Consider the following 17,963-nt stretch of genomic DNA (forward strand, 5'->3'; position numbering starts at 1 on the left):
CGCGCACGAGTGCGGCAGACGTTCGAGAAGCGGTTCACGGTCGAGCGCATGTGCAGCGATTATGTGGCACTCTACCGGGCACTCACGAGCGCCACGGCAGACACAGCTGCCCCCACAAACGAGCTCTCCAGAAATATCGCGATGGTGGCTGTGCCGGGCTGAGGAACCGACTGATCCACACGCAAACCACGACGGTGGAGTCCGGGACCGCCGGGCGCGGCGATCGCGCCAGAAGCCTTTGATCAGCACCAAGCCTTCCGGGGCCATGGCTTTTGCGAGCGCTGGCGCACTGCCGCCCGGTCCGGATTGACGCGCGATACTTTCGCTGCAAAGGTGCTTTAACGACTTGTTTACCATGCGTCAGTCAGGGGTGGGGGAATTTGGAACGGTTTCTGGGCGCGAACCGCCTTAATTGGGATGATCGGGCCGAACTGCACTCGACCGACACAACGGGCAGCTACCACATCGAGAATGTGCTGGCCGGCGGATCCAATCTCTATGAGCTGGAAACGCGCGAGCTCGGCGATATCGCCGGCAAGGATATCGTCCACCTGCAGTGTCACATCGGCCTCGACACGATCAGCCTAAAGAATCTCGGCGCAGGCAGCGTGACCGGGCTCGACTTTTCACCGACGGCGATCGTGGCGGCGCGGGATTTTGCTGCGAAGGCAGGCACCGACGTGCGCTTCGTGGAAGCGCCACTGTTCGAGGCGGTGGAAGCGCTCGGTCGGACCTTTGACATCGCTTACGTTACCTGGGGTTCGGTAAACTGGCTGGACGACGTGTTCCGTTGGGCGCGGGTGGTTGCCGATCTCCTGCGACCTGGCGGCCGCCTCTACATGGCCGAGGGCCATCCATTGATGTTTCAGTGCGATCGAAAGGCCGCGGCCCTGGAATTGAAGCATGACTGGCGAACGCCGATAGCTCGGCCGCTCGCCTGGAACGAGGAACTGACCTACACCGGCGATGATCGAATTTTGAAGCATCCTCGCTATTATGAGTGGATTCACCCGATCAGTGACGTGGTGAATGCGCTGATTTCAGCTGGTCTGACGCTCGATTTTCTCAACGAGCATGACACGGTTTCGTGGCAGCACTTTTCATTTGCCGTGCGGGCCGGCAAGGACATGTACGGCCTGCCCGAGAACTCTCCCAAGATACCGATGGCTTATTCCATTGGCGCGACGAAGCGCAGCGTCGGCAAGATACCATACCTTGTGTCTCCCAAGGCGATTGAGGGGCACTAGTCCAGGTCAAAGCTCCCGGAGTACTCGGGTCGGAGCGTCGAAGTGTGCAATCGCGCTCGCGCTCCTCGATCTTCCGAGCAAGCCTGGTCTAGCTGGCCTTTCTTGTCGGTCCGATTCCACAAACGAACGGCAATGAGCAAGGAACCGGCCGCCGGCCGGCGGTTCCTGCTCGCATCAGATATCCTCGCGAATGGTCAACAGACACTGGATAGCCGACGCCAGCGCCTCAGGGGGCCGACCTCGGTGCAAGCCGGCTATTGGCTCCAACCGCTCGGGTCTGCAACATCAGCAACGGTCGGAAAGTGCAAAAGCTCTAAGGAGCGTGAAGGTCAAATTAAACATTGAACGCTAATGTTCCTCATCGGGTCGACCCGGGAACCTGAAATGGCACTTGAGGAATCGCCTATTGGCTTTTTTCCGCGCTAGGTTCGGCGGCCTCAAGGAGGTCGTCTTTTCGTCGGCAAATATTCCGGCGGCGATCGCGCTTGTCGTCATACTTATCAGCGCAGCGTTCGCGGAGCACCAGAACAAAGTCGTCTCGGACCAGGCCGTCCGTGCGGACGTACTGACCAAGGTCAATCTCATCCGCGCCAAGCTCGAAGGCAATATCAACGGAAACCTTCAACTCGTGCGTGGATTGGTCGCCGCGGTCGTGACCGAGCCCTATATGGGACAGCAACGCTTCGCCTCGCTGGCGAGCAATCTGTTTGGCGCCGACTCGCAATTGAACAATATTGCCGGCGCGCCCGATCTGGTCGTTTCCCTGATGTACCCGATGGAGGGTAACGAGCAGGCGATGGGCCTGGACTACCGCAAGAACGAGCGGCAACGTGCGGCTGCGCTAAGGGCGCGAGATGAACGCAAGCTGGTGCTTGCCGGTCCCGTCGAGCTGAAGCAGGGAGGACAAGGCTTCATCGGCCGCTTTCCGGTTTTCGTGCCGAGCGCGGGCAACACGGAAAGGTTCTGGGGCATCATTTCCGCCGTTGTCGACGTGCAGCGCCTTTACAGAGCGAGCGGCATGCTTGACGACGATCTCGGGATCGACGTCGCCCTGATTGGCAGGGACGCCCTCGGTCACCGTGGTGGTCAATTCTACGGCAATGAGGAGATCAGCAAAAGCGATCCGGTGACGGCTGACGTTTTGCTTCCTTCCGGCTCGTGGCAGCTCGCTGCCATTCCCAAGAACGGCTGGCCTTCGACGCCAAGTAATGCATGGTTGCTGCGCGCGATCATGGCGACGGCCGGAGCCTTGGTTGTGTTCCCCTTCCTGGTCACCGGTCGTCTGATAGGCGAAAGACAGCGCAATTATGCGGAATTGCGCCGATTGTCACGACGCCTTGAACTCGCTCTGGAAGCTTCGGCTATTGGAGTTTGGGAACACGATCTCGCGACCAACGAGCTTACATGGGATGAACGCGTCAATGAAATATATGGCAAACCAGCGGGGGAGCACCGGGGCTACACGGACTGGGCGGGAGCAATCCATCCAGATGATCTGGCTGGCGCCAACGCAGATTTCGATAGGGCGGTGGCCAGCGGACGACCATATTTGTCGGAGTACCGGATTGTGCGCCCCAATGGCGAGGTCCGTCATGTCCGGTCCAAGGCGATCCTTTACCGGGCCGCAAACGACACCCCAAAAATGATCGGCGCGGAATGGGACGTGACTGCCGACGTCCTGCTGAACAAGGATCTGGTTCGCGCAAAACAGCTGTCCGAGTCGAAAAATGCAGAACTCGAGTCGGCCAAGGCGCGTATAGAGCACATCGCGCTTCATGACTCGCTGACCGACTTGCCCAACCGGCGTTACCTCGACCAGGTACTGGAAGACTACGCGGCAAACGCCAGGCGCTCAGGCGGGCGTGCGGCACTGCTTCACATCGATCTGGATCGGTTCAAGCACATCAACGATACGCTGGGCCACGCCGCCGGTGATGCGATGTTGGTTCACGCGTCGACAGTCCTCAGATCGAAGGTCGGCGACGAAGGATTCGTCGCCCGCATCGGAGGAGACGAATTCATCGTTCTGTGCGTGGTACGCGACGATACCAAGCAACTGGCGCTGCTTGCCGATCGGGTCATCAGCCAGATGCGCGAACCGGTCTATTATCAGGGCCATCGGTGCCGTTTTGGCGTCAGCGTGGGTATCGCTGTCGACAACGGAAAAGATGTCGAAGCCAAACACCTGCTGGTGAACGCCGATATTGCGCTTTACCGAGCAAAGAGGCGTGGGCGCAATCGATACGAATTCTTCACCGACGCGATGCAAAGCGAAATCGTCGACACAAAGCGGATTGCCGACGAAATTCTCGGCGGCCTCGAGCGCAACGAGTTCATCCCGTTCTACCAGCCCCAATTTGACGCAAAGACGCTCGAAATCGTTGGGGTTGAGGCGCTGGCGAGATGGCGACATCCAGTAAAGGGTATTTTGGCGCCCGACGTCTTCCTGAGGATTGCAGAAGAACTGAACGTCGTCTCGATCATCGATCAAGCCATATTGAAGCAATCGCTTTCGGATTTCGAAGAGTGGTCCGCGGCAAAACTTAACATTCCACGGGTGTCGGTCAATGTCTCGGCGAGGCGCCTTCAAGACGAAGAGCTCATCAAGAGCCTGCGAGAACAAAATATCAAGAAAGGAACAGTTTCGTTTGAGCTCGTTGAGTCGATTTTCCTGGACGAGAACGACGATCTTGTCACCTGGAACATCGAGCAGATAAAAGAACTGGGGATTGACGTCGAAATAGACGATTTTGGTACCGGCTACGCTTCGATGGTCAGTTTGCTGAAGTTGCAGCCGCGCCGGCTGAAGATAGATCGGCAGCTGGTTACCCCAATCGTCAAATCGCCGCAGAGAAGGCAGGTTGTCTCGTCGATCATTGAAATCGGCAAGTCGCTGGGTATCGAGGTCGTGGCGGAAGGCGTCGAGACGATGCAGCATGCACGGCTACTCAAGGGCCTGGGCTGCGACATATTGCAGGGTTATGCCTTCGGCCACGCGTTCGATTCCGAGGGACTTAAGACCTTCGTCCGATCGCGGCGCCTGCGCACGGCCAGCTGAGCCTCGGCGCCGGAGTTTATCGACCCGACCTGCCTCGACCGTTGCGGTATATGTGCGCACAGCGGCCAAAGCTGAAGACAACAAACCTCAAATCAGCAGCAGGCCCTTCATGCTGGAGTGGCCTTTCCTGCCGATGATGATGTGGTCGTGAACCGCAATGCCAAGCGGTTTGGCCGTCTCGATAATCAGCTTGGTCATCTCGATGTCGGCGCGCGACGGTGTCGGGTCGCCCGACGGATGGTTGTGGAGCAGTCTCCCCTCAGGACCCATAGCATTGAACTGACAGAATTGTCTTGATTTGGGAAATCGCTGGGGGTATGGGCCTGGGATCTGTAGTCCGTGAACCACGTGACCCTTCACGCTCCCTCACATCTTCATCGAGAAATATCGGACGTCCCGCGAATGTTGCCGTGGTGCTTCTCCCCTCGGGACGTCGCCGAGTCGGCGTCCGGATATCGCGACGCAAAGTACATGGTCCGTCAAATTTCGGGCCAAGACTCTATATTGGCGTGCATCGGGCACTGGTCCCCGGGACACGCCGCAAATTCGCAGAGGCGACAAAAATGGCTGACCCCGTATGCATCCGTCGCTAGTGGGCGCATTAGCTTTTCGAGAAGGCCGGTGAGTTGTTTTTCTTCAGCCGCGGTGAGGACCCCAAGATAGTCATTGACCGCCGCGCAACGTGCGACCAGAGCGGGCAATACGGCTTCGCGGCCGGCCGGAGTGACGTGGAGGTGCGTAGCACGCTTGTCTTCACCCTTGCGAGCTTCGACGAAACCCTGAGCCTCAAGCTTGTCGACCAGACGCACCGTCGCAGTGTGCGAGAGGTTTAGCGCCCGCGCGAGCTGCGCGTTGGTGATGCCCTCCCAAAAGCCCATGATGTTGAGCGCAGCTGAGGCAGAGTCGGTTTGGTTGGGGTGACTTTTGAGGGTCGCGTCCACGCGCTCAGCGATTTCGCCAGCGAAGGCGGCAAGCATATTGGCGGTTCTCAAACGTGTCATGGCGGCAGTCTTTATCATGAGGGGTTGACGGCGCTAGCAATTATATGACTTATTATGTGCGTGTAGCACGCACTTTTCAAGGGAAAAAGTCATGACGACTTTGCGGAAATGGACCCTGGAGGCAGGGCAGGTGGTAGCTCGATATAGCCTTGTCCTATTTTTCGTGTTGTTCGGAGTGGCGAAGTTCACTGCGGCCGAAGCGACTGCGATTCATCCGTTGCTTGTTCACAGCCCGTTCTTATTCTGGCTCCCCGGACTGCTTAATCAGCAACTGTCCTCGGACCTCATCGGCGTTGTGGAGATCGCCTTGGCTCTCATGATGGCCTCGCGTCCCTTTACCCCATGGGTCTCGGCAATTGGCAGTTACGGCATCGCTGCCTCGCTGGTGGTCACGCTGAGTTTCCTTGTCACCACGCCGCAACTCGACCCGGCGCTTGGCGCCTTCATCGTCAAGGACCTGACCCTTCTCGGGGTTGCGCTTTGGTCCGCTGGTGAGGCCTTGGAGGCCACAAAGCCGCGCGTGTCTTCGCTTTGAATGATAGCGGCGTAAGCAGTCAGGCAATCCGTCAGCGGACTTCAACAATCGGGAGATGGCAATGGGCACATCCGACACCACCGGCCTGCACGCGGGCCGAGCCACGCATCGCGAATGGATCGGCCTCGCCATCATCGCGCTGCCCTGCATACTCTACGCGATGGATCTGACCGTGCTGAACCTGGCGGTGCCATCGCTAAGCGCCGACCTCAAGCCCACGGCCGCGCAACTGCTCTGGATCGTGGACATCTACGGCTTTCTGGCGGCCGGGTCGCTCCTCATCATGGGAGCTCTTGGCGATCGCATCGGCCGGCGGAAGCTGCTGCTGATTGGATCTACGTCCTTCGGGCTCCTGTCGCTGGTCGCAGCCTTTGCGCGCAGTGCCGAGATGCTCATCCTGGCTCGGGCGCTGCTCGGGATTGCTGGCGCAACGCTGGCGCCCTCGACGCTATCTCTCATCAGCAACATGTTCCGCAATGACCGTCAGCGGACCTTCGCTGTAAGCGTCTGGGTCGCGAGTTTCTCGTTTGGCGGCGCGATCGGCCCGGTCGTTGGTGGTCTGCTTCTATCACACTTCTGGTGGGGAGCCGTGTTTCTCGTGCCTCTCCCCATTACGGCGCTTCTGCTGATAGTCGGACCGGTATTGCTGCCCGAGCACAGGACCCCAAACGCCGGGCGACTTGATATCCTGAGTGCTGCCTTGTCTCTGGCAGCTGTGTTGCCGATCGTCTTCGGAATCAAGTTAGTTGCTGAGGGCGGCAGTGTCGTGTGGGCGGCATCCGCGGTCGCACTAGGCCTGTTGTTCGGAGTGGTGTTCGCAAGGCGGCAGATGAGCTTGCCCGATCCGCTGCTTGACTTGCGCCTGTTCAAGCGGCCGGCTGTGGTAGCGGCGCTCGGCATTAACGTCCTCGACTTCTTCGTTGGCTTCGGAATTCTCGTTCTTGTCGCCCAGTATCTCCAGTTGGTCTTGGGGCTAACCCCCCTGGAAGCGGGCCTCTGGAGCATCCCGGCCGGGCTCGGCTTCATCGTGGGATCATTGTTGACTTCGGCTGTGCTCAGGTTGATGCGGCCAGCTTATGTCCTCGGCTTCGGCCTGACGCTTGCTGCTGGCGGTCTCGCCCTGATGGCATACGCCGGGGAAATACACAGCTTGGTTCTGATTGTTCTGGGAAACGTGCTGTTCTCGATCGGCTCGGCTCCCGGCATTGCGATCGTCGCGGACCTCGTCGTAAGCGCGGCGCCCAAGGAGCGATCCGGCGCTGCCTCGGCCCTTTCCGAGACGGCCTCCGAGTTCGGTGGCGCGCTAGGCATCGCCTTGCTTGGCAGTCTTGCCACCCTCCTTTATCGCTCTGCGCTCGGCGTCACCATGCCCGCGGGTATTCCCGCCAACACAATAGAGACCGCGCTACGCGGTATTGGGGCAGCGAGCAGCCTTGCGCCAAGTCTCGGCGACGGCAGCGCGTTATTGTTGGCAGCGCAAAGCGCGTACACGAGCGCGGCGGACATCACGTTCTTGACTGCCGCGGGGATTGTGCTGCTGACGGCAATTGTCGCGGTGACAATGCTTCGGGGCTGAAGACGCAGGGATAACGCCTCGCCTGGCCAAGTGCAGTATCGTCGCCTGTCTTCATCGTGCGCGCGCGATCGCGGTGATGCAGGCATTCTCGATCAAATCAGCAGCAGGCCCTTCATGCTGGAGTGGCCTTTCCTGCCGATGATGATGTGGTCGTGAACGGCAATGCCCAGCGGTTTGGCCGTCTCGATGATCAGCTTGGTCATCTCGATGTCGGCGCGCGACGGCGTCGGGTCTCCCGACGGATGATTATGCGCCAGAATGATCGCCGTGGCAGAGAGCTCCAAGGCGCGCCTGACCACCTCGCGCGGATAAACCGGGGTGTGGTCGACGGTGCCGACCTGCTGGACTTCGTCGGCGATCAGCGCGTTTTTCTTGTCGAGGAACAGGATGCGGAACTGCTCGCGCTCCTCGAAGGCCATCACCGACCGGCAGTATTCGAGAACCTGCGTCCAGGTCGACAACAGCTCGCGGCCGGCGATCTCGCCGCGCGCCATGCGCTGCGCCGTTGCCGCAACCACCTTGAGGTCGAGCGCCACCGCCGGGCCGATGCCCTTCACCTCCTGCAGGCGCTCGATGGGCGCGCCGAGGACCTCGGCCAATGTACCGAAGCGTGCCAGCAATGCCTTGGCGACCGGCTTGGTATCGGCGCGCGGGATTAGCCGAAACAATAAAAGCTCGAGCAGTTCATAGTCGGGGAGGGTGTTGGGACCGGCGGCGAAGCGCTCGCGCAAGCGGTCGCGATGGCCGAGATAATGTGGCTTGTCGGCGGCCACCGCCTTGGCGGGCGATCGCACCGGCCTTTCGGGAAAGAAGGCCCGCTCGTCGTCGTCACCGTTCATGGCTGCCCCACCCAGCATTAGCCGGGCAAGGTAACGCCCGATCTGCCAGACACTAGGCCCGCAGGCCGGGGCGGTCGAGGTTTTTTGGCGACAGCGTGAAGATCTCGCAGCCGCTCTCGGTGACGCCGATCGTGTGCTCGTACTGCGCCGACAGCGAACGGTCGCGCGTCACCGCGGTCCAGCCGTCCGACAGCACTTTCACATGCGGCCGGCCGAGATTGATCATCGGCTCGACGGTGAAGATCATGCCCGGCCGCATCTCGACGCCTTCGCTGGCGCTGCCGTAATGCAGGATATTCGGCGCGTCGTGAAACAGCCGGCCGACCCCATGGCCGCAGAAATCGCGCACCACCGAGCAACGCTCGGCTTCGGCGTAGGTCTGGATGGCGGCGCCGATGGCGCCGGTGCGGGCGCCCGGCTTGATTGCCGCGATGCCGCGCATCAGGCACTCATACGTGACTTCGAGCAGCCGCTCCGCGGCACGCTTGATCGTGCCCACCGGATACATGCGCGAGGAGTCGCCATGCCAGCCGTCGAGGATATAGGTGACGTCGATATTGACGATGTCGCCATCCTTCAACGGCTTGCTGTCGGGTATGCCGTGACAGACGACGTGGTTGATCGAGGTGCAGGATGATTTCGTGTAGCCGCGGTAGTTGAGCGTTGCCGGAAGCGCGCCATGGTCCATGCCGAACTCGAAGACGAAGCGATCGATCGCTTCGGTGGTGACGCCGGGCGCCACCATCGTCACAAGTTCGTCGAGGCAGCGCGCGGTGAGATCGCAAGCTTTGCGCATGCCGACAAAGCCTTCCTCGTCGTAAAGACGGATCTGGCCGGTGTTTCTGAGCGGTGCCGTGGCGGCGTCGAGATAGGTGACCATTTTTATCCGTCTTGCAGGGATGCGAGGCCTGGATGAGCCCCGCGAGAGAAATCCCCTCAGATTTGGCACTGGAAAGCGCAAGGTTCAAGGACGAACTGCCGGCGACAGCCGAAGACCGGCGATATTCACGCTTGGGGGCATTCTCCTTGCCTGTTGCGGTCCACGCTTCGCCGGGTTCATTGGCTACCGTAGTGACGACACATTTTTAGGCGAGAAACGGCCCAAGCGTTAAGCCGCCACCGCAATTTTTTGCGACGAACGGCGTTGCTGCGGGGGCGTCGGTTCGGGAGAGATCGAATGGACAGACTGCAATTCGAGGTGCCGGTGCGGATCGCGCCTGTGCCCGGCCAGCCGGTCGAGGAAATCTACAGTGTCGAGCAGGCGCTCGATTTCCTGCAAACGTGGCCGGTTCGCCGGAAGGGGCCAACCTACCAGGCCGCGTTCAACGCCTGTTTTGGTGCCACGGTGGACATCGTCGAGACCGAAGATGCATGGCGGGCCTTCATGGCGTTTTGCCGGGTGAGCGGCCTCCTGGCCAGGGACATGATGGTTCCGCGCAAACGCGGCGGCGAGGCGAGGGGGTTGAGGGCGTAGACCGGCCAGGCCGATTTCTGCGGCGTTCCGCCCTGAAGTTGACCAGGCGCTCCATGCCGTCGACACTGCCGCCTTGGGCGATCGCTCCTGATCCCGCTTGGCTACGGCCATAATACTTCCCGCGAATGGATTGGCCTCAAGCGGACATCTACCGGTAACTATCTGGGTCCTTGGCCTTCTCGGTCTGGCAATTAACCTTACTCAGAACAGCTTTGCGGTAAGCGCCTTCAAACACGCTGATAGCCCTCTTGAATTTAGCCGGATTGGGCGCCAAGTGTTTATCTAGCCCGTCGTACAAAAGGATGGAGACAGCCATCATAGCTTTTCCGCTTTCGCTCGGTCTCAGCGCCGGGCACCTTTTCAATACGCCATAGATGTTACCTGAAATTGCTGCAGCCCGATGCAATTTGCCATCTGCCATACGTGCCAAGTAATTGATGTTTTGCTGTTCTCCCTGCCCGGCCGAAGCGGTCGATATTGTGAAGCAGATTCCTGCGATGACCGTTATCAAAATGCGGCTCAAACGTTTTCCCCTCTTCCCAGCTCATCCTACCATCACCCGTTATCATAGCTTAGCCTGAGGTTCAAAAGGGCCGCCAGCCGGTGCCAGCGGGCGTTGCTACCAAAGGTCAGTTGCGGCCCCTCAAACCGACGGACGAACAGTTCTTTTGTGGACAAGCTCAATGCTGTTTGAAGTCCTGTAATTATGCATGCCTTAAATCTTCCTCGCCGCGCAGGTGCTTTCACGCGGCCGATCAGCCCGGCTTGACCGGAGGCGGGTCTGACCAAGGTCCAGAAGCCGCATGTCAGAGTGCCAGTTGGATCGAAGGTGCAGTCATGAAGATGACCCGGGAACAGGCCATCGCGGCCGCCGAACAGCTTGCCGATGCGCACGTCGAACGTGCCATCGAACTGGCCGCCAAGCTGGTCGCATTGCGTGGTGGCACCGATGAAGAGATCGAGGCCGCCATCGCCCATCACGGGAAATGCTGGCGAGGTGGAGAGAATGCCTAATCGGTGACGTCACGAGGTTCGTGAGCGATCCCAAAGCCGCGCTTCGCAGCTTCTACACATGTGTCAATGGGTATCTAAAGAGTGGGACGCGCTTACGACATGACCATGCACGAGACCTTGCGCGTCTGGGCAAAGACCGTGCTGCGGACATCCCATTCTTGCCGGCGTAGTCGAGACCGCGCTTCCTGGCATCTGAATAGAAGCGACCGAACGATGCCTGATCGTCCCCGGTGATAGCATCGAGAATGTCGGCACCTTGCCCAAGATCACGGCGCGCCGACGCCAATGATGCCAGGGGCGAAAAGCAGAAGATCGCCCAAGACAATGTGACCGTCCTTTCGATGGAACGGTTTCGAGGAGGGGTGGCGCTGCAAAGGCCCAGTATCAGCCTATCTTTGTTCGCTGCTGTTCGCGGGCGTATATTCGACGGATATTTGACGTATCCGAACACAAAGACCGTAAGTGTTGATTGTGTGCTGGTACGCCCAAGGGGAATCGAACCCCTGTTACCGCCGTGAAAGGGCGGTGTCCTGACCGCTAGACGATGGGCGCGCTCAGATGTGAGCGCTTATAGTTGCGTCGCGACAAACCGGCAACCCGTCTGCCGTCGGCTGCGACAACTTTTTTCCTTTGGCTCCAAACCGCGTCTTTCCGACAGCCAAGCTGGTTTTTTCGGCATGATGCAACGCCGCCGAAGGCCTTCGCAGCGGCGGAAGAAACTTCGCCCTAGCCGCGCCTGCGGCAACGCCAGTTCCAGTCGCGCTCCGGGCCGACATCGACGTGAACGGATTCGGTGTGGCAGTAGGTGCCGACGCCGCCGCGGCCCGGCATGGTGCGGATATAGCTCGCCAGTTCCCATTTCGAGACGCCGGGGACCTGAATGTCGGCGGCGGCGCAGTACATATGCAGCGAATTCTTGGCGCCGTTGGCGCGGCGGTTGCGGGCCGGATCGCGATAGCCGGAGGTGACCGTCATCTTGCGGCCGTAGTGGCCTTCGATCGTCTTCAGCACGCGAACCAGCGACGGCTTCAAGCAGGCGACATCGACGCTTTCGTTCTGTTTCAGGAGACCGTTGGGCGCCAGCCGGGCGAGGCCGGCGGCGGAGGCGACCTGGTAGGCACCACCCGAACCTTCGTCTTCGTTGAGATCGACATCGCTCTCATCGTCGAGGCCGGATTTGCGCTTGATCTCGAACAGCGCCGTCTGGCGCACGCCGGGCAGCGCGTCGGCCGTGAAGTGGCTGGTATCGCCTGTCGACACCAGCTGCACCGGCTTTTCAGCCGGATTGACCGAGGCCAGGGTGACCGTGGGTTTTGTCGCAGGCGTCGCCTTGGCCTGCACGACGGTTGCCTGCCCGCCCGATCTGCTGTTGGCCGGCGAAGAAGGTGCCGCCGAAGCGGGCGTGGCGCTGAACAGTGAGGCCAGGAAGTTTTTTTTCGGTGCGTAGGCCTGTGGCTGCGGCATCTCGCCGGCGGTCACATAGACCGGGTTGTTCATCGCCGGCGCGACGGCCTTGGCGTCGGGCTTCGATGCATCAGCACTGTTCTGTGCCACGGCCTGTTCGGCCGTCTGGGCGTTTGGTTGCAGCGGCTGCGGCGTCTGTCCCGCGATCGTCTCGGCTGCCGTGGGAATGCCAATGGGGAAGCCGGCATCGGACTTGGCCCCTGGCTTGGCCATTGGCACATAGGCCACCTGCTCGGGAAGGTTGGCGTCGCCGTCGGCATTCATCGTCATTTGTGCGCTTGTCATCTGCGACGATGATGCGGCCGTGCTGGCCTGGGGCGCACCGGCGGCCGTGCTGATTTCGGTAGCCGAGGTATTATAGCCTGGCATGCCGACCGACATGGTCGGGTCGCCGGCCGAGGTGCAGGACGCCAGGAGCACCGAGAAAAGCGCCGCCACAATGGCGCGGCTTTCTCCCTTCGCGAGGCGCGATCCTGCTGATCTCAAAACAAAATTCCCCCTCGATATCCGACCGGTTCGTCATTGGCGCGGCGTCGAAACGTCTCGTCGAAATGACTCTTGTTCCCCGAACCGGAAACGAGACCTGTGTCAAATCTGCAAGCCTCAAAGTAATTTGGCGGCTAGAGGATGAATCAAGGCTGCTCAGGGTTGACGGCACCATTTCGCCCGCTTTTGGCGGCGCGTCAACTCACCACACATTACAGATGGTTACACGCGCACCTTGACATAGGTGCCGGGGGCTTCGCCCAGAACTTGCATATGCTCGCCCGGTTTGCGGGCCGGTACGCGGGTATTGTCCTTGGCTTCGATCCAGCGTTGCCAGTGCGGCCACCAGGAACCGGGATGGTCGGTGGCTTCGGCGAGCCATTGGTCGAAGTCGCCGGCCGGCTTGCCGCCGGTCCAGTAGTGATATTTCTGCGCCGCCGGCGGATTGACGACCCCGGCGATGTGGCCGGAGCCGGCCATGACGTAGTCGACCTCGCCGCCGAAATATTTCGAGCCGAGGAATACCGACAGCGCCGGCGCGATGTGGTCCTCCTTGGAGGCGAGGTTGTAGACCGGAATGGTAACGTCCTTCAGCGAAACCGTGCGGCCCGCCAGTTCCATCATGCCTTGCGAAAGCCTGTTCTCGAGGTAGCAATTGCGCAAGTAGAAAGAATGATTGGCAGCGCCCATTCGGGTCGAATCGGCATTCCAGTAGAGCAGGTCGAAGGGCAGGGGATCCTTGCCGCGCATGTAGTTGTTGACGACATAGGGCCAAATCAGGTCGCCCGAGCGCAGCATGTTGAAGGCGGTCGCCATCTTGGTGCCGTCGAGATAGCCTTTTTCGTTCATCGCCTTTTCGACGGCCGCGACCTGCTCCTCGTCGACGAACACTTTTAGATCGCCGGCATAGGTGAAATCGACCTGGGTGGTGAAGAAGGTGGCGGATTTGATGCGGTGGTCGCCTTCCTGCGCCATCAGCGCCAGGGCCGCCGCCAAAAGCGTGCCGCCGACGCAATAGCCAACGGCGTTGACTTGCCTTTCGCCGGTGGCTTTTTCGATCGTGTCGAGGCCGTATTGCAGGCCCTCGCGGATATAGGCCTCCCAGCTCTTGGCGCCGTGCCGCTCGTCCGGGTTGATCCAGGAGATGACGAACACGGTGTGGCCTTGCTCGACTGCCCAACGAATGAAGGATTTTTGCGGGTTGAGGTCGAGGATGTAGTATTTGTTGATCCATGGCGGGCAGATCAGCAGCGGCCGCTTGAGCACGGTCTCGGTCGCCGGATCGTATTGCAGGATTTCGGCGACATCGCTGCGGCCGACCACCTTACCGGGCGTGGTGGCGAGATTCTTGCCGATCTCGAAGGGTGAATAATCGGCCTGCCGCAGTTTCAGGTCGCCCTTGCCGGCGGCGATGTCCTCGGCCAGCATCTTCATGCCGCGCACCAGGTTTTCGCCGTTCGAGGCGACAGTCTCGCGAAACAATTCCGGATTGGTCAGGATGAAATTCGACGGCGAGATGGCATTGGACACCTGCTTGACATAAAAGCCGGCCTTGTGGCGGGTGTGCTCGTCCAGGCCGTCGGCGTGCTCGACCAGTTCGGCCGCCCAGCGCGAGGTGACGAGATAAGCCTGTTTCAGAAAATCAAAGAAGGCGTTGCGGCCCCATTCGGGATCCTGGAAACGCTTATCGCCGCGCTCGGGCTTGACCGCGTCTTCGGCGTCGTCGGCACCGGCGCCGATGCGCTGGACGGCGTTGGCCCAGACGGTCATGTAGCCGGAAAACAGCCGCGTCTGCGCCTCCAGCGCGCGCTGCGGGTCGGAGAGCCAGTACTCGGTGAGCTTGGAGAACGTTTTCACCATGTCGACGACCGGCTCGGCGACGTGATCGCGCACCTCGCCCTTTTCCCGCGGCTCGGCCCATGCCGAGGCGGCTTTGCCGGCCTGCTCGATCATGCGGGCCATGTTCAGAGCGAAGCGTTCCGGGTCCTTCACCAGATATTGCTCGACGGTCGAAGGTTGGTCATCTTCCGCTTTGCCCGAATCGGGTGTTTTGGACATGGTTCGCGGGGTTCCTCCCGAAGCGTTTTGTTGACATATTACCATGGGATATCGGACAGGGTCCAATGTGCTCTAACCCGGCCTCCAGGAAAACAATATGACGATTAATATTCGCAAGAACGTTTTTTCCGGCACTGGTCGTTTTTGCCGCATGGTGCTCGTCCTGTTGGCGATGGCCGGCTGCACGAGCAGCAACATGGAAGGAGCAGTGCCCGCCACCGGCCTTGTCGGCGCGAAGGACACCGGTTCCTATCCGAACCTGAACATCCGGCCGCAGGTGGCGGCCGAGCAATTCACCGACGAGGAAAAGAACGCCAAGCTCGCCCAACTGAAGGCCGAGGAACAGAGCCAGGCCGCGAAGGGCGGCGGCGTCAAGGTCGCGGACCAGGCAGCGCTGGACCAGCTGGCAAAAAAACACGGCGCCGAGACGCTGAAGCAGATCGAAGGCAAATGCGACCCCGCTCTCGACCCTAATTGCAAATAAGCTTATACGCGCGACCGCAACCTCACTGTCTGGAACTGCCATGGAAGAATTTCACAAGGTCCGCCGGCTTCCGCCCTATGTCTTCGAACAGGTCAACAGGCTGAAGGCCAGCGCGCGTTCGCGCGGCGCCGACATCATCGACCTTGGCATGGGCAATCCGGACCTGCCGACGCCCAAGGCCATCGTCGACAAATTATGCGAGGTGGTGCGCGATCCGCGCACGCACCGCTATTCGTCGTCGCGCGGCATTCCGGGCCTGCGTCGTGCCCAGGCCAACTATTATGCCCGCCGCTTCGGCGTGAAGCTCGATCCGGACAGCCAGGTGGTGGCGACGCTCGGCTCGAAGGAGGGCTTTGCCAATATGGCGCAGGCGATCACCGCCCCCGGCGACGTGATCCTCTGCCCCAACCCGACCTATCCGATCCACGCCTTCGGCTTCATCATGTCGGGCGGCGTCATCCGCTCGCTGCAGGTCGAGCCGGACGACGGCTTTATCCCGGCCCTGGAGCGCGGCATCCGCCATTCGATCCCGAAGCCGCTGGCACTGATCCTCAATTATCCGTCCAACCCGACGGCACTGGTCGCTTCGCTCGATTTCTACAAGGAGGTGGTGGCCTTCGCCAGGAAGAACGACATCATCATCCTGTCGGACCTTGCCTATTCCGAGATCTATTTCGACGGCAATCCGCCGCCTTCGGTGCTGCAGGTGCCGGGCGCCATAGACGTCGCGGTCGAGTTCACCTCGATGTCGAAGACCTTTTCGATGCCGGGCTGGCGCATGGGTTTTGCGGTCGGCAATGAACGGCTGATCTCCGCGCTGACGCGAGTGAAATCCTATCTCGACTACGGCGCCTTCACGCCGATCCAGGTGGCGGCGGCGCATGCACTCAACGGCGATGGCGCCGACATCGCCGAAGTGCGCGACGTCTACCGCAAACGCCGCGATGTCATGGTCGACGCCTTCAGCCGTGCCGGCTGGACCATTCCCGCACCGGCGGCGTCGATGTTCGCCTGGGCGCCGATCCCGGAGCCGTTCAAGCACCTCGGCTCGCTCGAATTCTCCAAGCTCCTGATCGAGCACGCCGACGTCGCGGTGGCGCCGGGCGTTGGCTTCGGCGAGCATGGCGACGATCATGTGCGCATCGCGCTGGTCGAAAACGAGCACCGGATCCGGCAGGCAGCGCGCAACATCAAGCGCTTCCTCGCATCCAGCACCAAGCAGCCAAACAATGTCGTGCCGCTCGCCGCGCATCGCTGAGTTTCTTACACATCAATCGACCGAATTGTTGAGGGGCGTCGCCGACATGGCTGAAGCGTTGCGTGTTGGAATTGCCGGCCTCGGCACCGTCGGTGCGTCGGTGGCCCGCGTGCTGCGCGACAAGGCGGCCGAACTGACGCGGCAGTGCGGACGCGACATCGTCGTGTCGGCGGTTTCGGCCCGCGATCCCAAACGCGACCGCGGCGTTGATCTTGGCATAGCACGGTGGTTCGACGACGCCGTCAAGATGGCGCAGACCGCCGAGATAGATGTCTTCGTCGAGCTGATCGGCGGCGACGAAGGCGCGGCACGGTCCTCGGTGAAAGCGGCGCTCGAGGCCGGCCGACATGTCGTCACCGCAAACAAGGCGTTGCTTGCCAAACACGGGGTGGCATTGGCCGAGATCGCAGAAAAGAGGGGCGTGCTGCTCAATTACGAGGCGGCGGTGGCCGGCGGCATTCCGGTTATAAAGACAATGCGCGAGGCGATGGCCGGCAATTCGGTGACCCGCGTTTTCGGTATCCTCAACGGTACCTGCAACTATATTCTGACGCGCATGGAAGCCGAGGGCCTGTCCTTTGATGCCTGCCTGAAGGATGCGCAACGGCTGGGCTATGCCGAAGCCGACCCGACCTTCGACATCGAGGGCCACGACACCGCGCACAAGCTGTCGATCCTGACCAGCCTTGCCTTCGGCACGAGGATCGCCGCCAACGATATCTACATGGAAGGCATCTCCAACATCAGCCAGGCCGACATCCGCGCGGCCGGCGATCTCGGCTACCGAATCAAGCTGCTTGGCGTCGCCCAACGCACCGAAAGCGGCATCGAGCAGCGCGTCCACCCGACCATGGTGCCGACGGCCTCGGTCATCGCGCAGGTGCACGGCGTCACCAACGCAGTCGCGATAGAAACCGACATCCTCGGCGAATTGCTGCTTTCCGGCCCTGGCGCCGGCGGCAACGCCACCGCGTCGGCGGTGATCGGCGACATTGCCGACATCGCCAAGAGCCGGCCTGGCTTCCAGCACGGTCCGGTCTTCGGCCGGCCGGCGAAGGAATTGAAGCCTTACAAGAAAGCGCAGATGCGCAGCCATGCCGGCGGATATTTCATCCGGCTGACCGTGCACGACCGCCTCGGCGTCTTCGCCGCGATTGCCAAGCGCATGGCCGACAACGACATTTCGCTGGAATCGATCGTCCAGCATGCCGCCGGGCCGGAAACCGAGGCACAGAAGACCGTCATCCTGGTGACCCACGAGACGACCGAGGCGGCGGTGCGCAAGGCCGTCGACGGCATCACCAGGGACAGCCTTCTGACCGATAAGCCGCAAGTCATCCGCATCGAGCGGGCCGGATAGTAGTCTCATATTTTTCGTTTAATCGATTGATATTGCTGCGCTTTCAAAAAGGCCCAGCGCAGGTCTTGCTGTTGTCACGAGGCTTTGACACAAGAAGCGCGCCTCCGGC

At 60.8% G+C, this 17,963-nt stretch carries 15 protein-coding genes, 1 tRNA gene and 1 pseudogene; 8 read left to right on the forward strand and 9 right to left on the reverse strand.

Annotated features, from left to right (window positions below):
* Positions 1-380 precede the first annotated feature (380 nt).
* Together AC0L2X_RS28075 and AC0L2X_RS28080 are read left to right on the forward strand one after the other, a co-directional pair.
* Positions 381-1,247: a class I SAM-dependent methyltransferase gene (locus AC0L2X_RS28075; RefSeq protein ID WP_023678894.1), complete on the forward strand. Its 867-nt coding sequence runs from the start codon at positions 381-383 to the stop codon at positions 1,245-1,247.
* Between the two features lie 478 nt (positions 1,248-1,725).
* Positions 1,726-4,305, forward strand: coding sequence for a bifunctional diguanylate cyclase/phosphodiesterase (locus tag AC0L2X_RS28080; RefSeq protein WP_473561261.1), 2,580 nt, complete (start codon positions 1,726-1,728; stop codon positions 4,303-4,305).
* 87 nt (positions 4,306-4,392) lie between these two features.
* Here AC0L2X_RS28080 and AC0L2X_RS28085 read toward each other — a convergent pair.
* Positions 4,393-4,557 (reverse strand): annotated as a pseudogene (locus AC0L2X_RS28085) (JAB domain-containing protein); the annotation flags it as partial.
* A 227-nt stretch (positions 4,558-4,784) separates the two neighbouring features.
* The gene (locus AC0L2X_RS28090) at positions 4,785-5,324 is read right to left on the reverse strand and encodes a MarR family winged helix-turn-helix transcriptional regulator (protein ID WP_473600749.1); all 540 of its coding nucleotides are present in this window, start codon (positions 5,322-5,324) and stop codon (positions 4,785-4,787) included.
* 73 nt (positions 5,325-5,397) lie between these two features.
* Between AC0L2X_RS28090 and AC0L2X_RS28095 the strand changes: the two genes are divergently transcribed.
* Together AC0L2X_RS28095 and AC0L2X_RS28100 are read left to right on the forward strand one after the other, a co-directional pair.
* Positions 5,398-5,841: a DUF417 family protein gene (locus tag AC0L2X_RS28095; protein WP_473561207.1), complete on the forward strand. Its 444-nt coding sequence runs from the start codon at positions 5,398-5,400 to the stop codon at positions 5,839-5,841.
* A gap of 61 nt (positions 5,842-5,902) precedes the next feature.
* Positions 5,903-7,417: an MFS transporter gene (locus tag AC0L2X_RS28100; protein ID WP_473561209.1), complete on the forward strand. Its 1,515-nt coding sequence runs from the start codon at positions 5,903-5,905 to the stop codon at positions 7,415-7,417.
* Positions 7,418-7,509: 92 nt separating this feature from the next.
* On the opposite strand, the gene radC is transcribed toward AC0L2X_RS28100, so the two are convergent.
* Together radC and map are read right to left on the reverse strand one after the other, a co-directional pair.
* Positions 7,510-8,256, reverse strand: a complete 747-nt coding sequence (gene radC, locus AC0L2X_RS28105) for a RadC family protein (RefSeq protein WP_352865131.1) — start codon at positions 8,254-8,256, stop codon at positions 7,510-7,512.
* 52 nt (positions 8,257-8,308) lie between these two features.
* Positions 8,309-9,136: a type I methionyl aminopeptidase gene (map, locus tag AC0L2X_RS28110; protein ID WP_353026601.1), complete on the reverse strand. Its 828-nt coding sequence runs from the start codon at positions 9,134-9,136 to the stop codon at positions 8,309-8,311.
* A 297-nt stretch (positions 9,137-9,433) separates the two neighbouring features.
* On the opposite strand from map, the gene AC0L2X_RS28115 reads away from it, so the two are divergent.
* Positions 9,434-9,730: a DUF982 domain-containing protein gene (locus AC0L2X_RS28115; RefSeq protein ID WP_023678889.1), complete on the forward strand. Its 297-nt coding sequence runs from the start codon at positions 9,434-9,436 to the stop codon at positions 9,728-9,730.
* A 148-nt stretch (positions 9,731-9,878) separates the two neighbouring features.
* Here AC0L2X_RS28115 and AC0L2X_RS28120 read toward each other — a convergent pair whose 3' ends face one another.
* From AC0L2X_RS28120 to phaC, 5 genes are all read right to left on the reverse strand, one after another.
* Positions 9,879-10,253 carry a hypothetical protein gene (locus AC0L2X_RS28120; protein WP_473561210.1) on the reverse strand — a complete coding sequence of 125 codons (375 nt, stop codon included), beginning with the start codon at positions 10,251-10,253 and terminating at the stop codon, positions 9,879-9,881.
* A 32-nt stretch (positions 10,254-10,285) separates the two neighbouring features.
* Positions 10,286-10,708, reverse strand: a complete 423-nt coding sequence (locus AC0L2X_RS28125; protein ID WP_473561212.1) for a hypothetical protein — start codon at positions 10,706-10,708, stop codon at positions 10,286-10,288.
* A gap of 513 nt (positions 10,709-11,221) precedes the next feature.
* A tRNA-Glu gene (locus tag AC0L2X_RS28130) sits at positions 11,222-11,296 on the reverse strand.
* Between the two features lie 174 nt (positions 11,297-11,470).
* A complete protein-coding gene (locus AC0L2X_RS28135) occupies positions 11,471-12,589 on the reverse strand; it encodes a YcbK family protein (RefSeq protein WP_473561263.1) in 1,119 nt (372 codons plus the stop codon).
* A 327-nt stretch (positions 12,590-12,916) separates the two neighbouring features.
* Positions 12,917-14,752 (reverse strand): class I poly(R)-hydroxyalkanoic acid synthase, encoded by a 1,836-nt coding sequence (gene phaC / locus AC0L2X_RS28140; protein ID WP_473561214.1) that lies wholly within the window; start codon positions 14,750-14,752, stop codon positions 12,917-12,919.
* Positions 14,753-14,849: 97 nt separating this feature from the next.
* Here phaC and AC0L2X_RS28145 point away from each other — a divergent pair, with 97 nt between their 5' ends.
* From AC0L2X_RS28145 to AC0L2X_RS28155, 3 genes are read left to right on the forward strand one after another with little or no spacing between them, the layout of a single operon-like run.
* The gene (locus AC0L2X_RS28145) at positions 14,850-15,236 is read left to right on the forward strand and encodes a hypothetical protein (protein WP_473561215.1); all 387 of its coding nucleotides are present in this window, start codon (positions 14,850-14,852) and stop codon (positions 15,234-15,236) included.
* 40 nt (positions 15,237-15,276) lie between these two features.
* The gene (locus AC0L2X_RS28150) at positions 15,277-16,494 is read left to right on the forward strand and encodes an LL-diaminopimelate aminotransferase (protein ID WP_352620508.1); all 1,218 of its coding nucleotides are present in this window, start codon (positions 15,277-15,279) and stop codon (positions 16,492-16,494) included.
* A 46-nt stretch (positions 16,495-16,540) separates the two neighbouring features.
* Positions 16,541-17,854, forward strand: a complete 1,314-nt coding sequence (locus tag AC0L2X_RS28155) for a homoserine dehydrogenase (RefSeq protein ID WP_473600750.1) — start codon at positions 16,541-16,543, stop codon at positions 17,852-17,854.
* Positions 17,855-17,963: the final 109 nt, after the last annotated feature.

It is taken from the genome of Mesorhizobium sp. WSM4828 (assembly GCF_055811175.1).

Excerpts from the sequence above, each read along its gene's own strand:
- AC0L2X_RS28135 (WP_473561263.1), bottom strand. The coding sequence starts at position 12,589 with ATGTCGGTCGGCATGCCAGGCTATAATACCTCGGCTACCGAAATCAGC.
- map (WP_353026601.1), bottom strand. The coding sequence starts at position 9,136 with ATGGTCACCTATCTCGACGCCGCCACGGCACCGCTCAGAAACACCGGC.
- AC0L2X_RS28090 (WP_473600749.1), bottom strand. The coding sequence starts at position 5,324 with ATGATAAAGACTGCCGCCATGACACGTTTGAGAACCGCCAATATGCTT.
- AC0L2X_RS28155 (WP_473600750.1), top strand. The coding sequence starts at position 16,541 with ATGGCTGAAGCGTTGCGTGTTGGAATTGCCGGCCTCGGCACCGTCGGT.
- AC0L2X_RS28100 (WP_473561209.1), top strand. The coding sequence starts at position 5,903 with ATGGGCACATCCGACACCACCGGCCTGCACGCGGGCCGAGCCACGCAT.
- AC0L2X_RS28145 (WP_473561215.1), top strand. The coding sequence starts at position 14,850 with ATGACGATTAATATTCGCAAGAACGTTTTTTCCGGCACTGGTCGTTTT.
- phaC (WP_473561214.1), bottom strand. The coding sequence starts at position 14,752 with ATGTCCAAAACACCCGATTCGGGCAAAGCGGAAGATGACCAACCTTCG.
- AC0L2X_RS28150 (WP_352620508.1), top strand. The coding sequence starts at position 15,277 with ATGGAAGAATTTCACAAGGTCCGCCGGCTTCCGCCCTATGTCTTCGAA.
- radC (WP_352865131.1), bottom strand. The coding sequence starts at position 8,256 with ATGAACGGTGACGACGACGAGCGGGCCTTCTTTCCCGAAAGGCCGGTG.
- AC0L2X_RS28115 (WP_023678889.1), top strand. The coding sequence starts at position 9,434 with ATGGACAGACTGCAATTCGAGGTGCCGGTGCGGATCGCGCCTGTGCCC.
- AC0L2X_RS28095 (WP_473561207.1), top strand. The coding sequence starts at position 5,398 with ATGACGACTTTGCGGAAATGGACCCTGGAGGCAGGGCAGGTGGTAGCT.
- AC0L2X_RS28125 (WP_473561212.1), bottom strand. The coding sequence starts at position 10,708 with ATGGGCGATGGCGGCCTCGATCTCTTCATCGGTGCCACCACGCAATGC.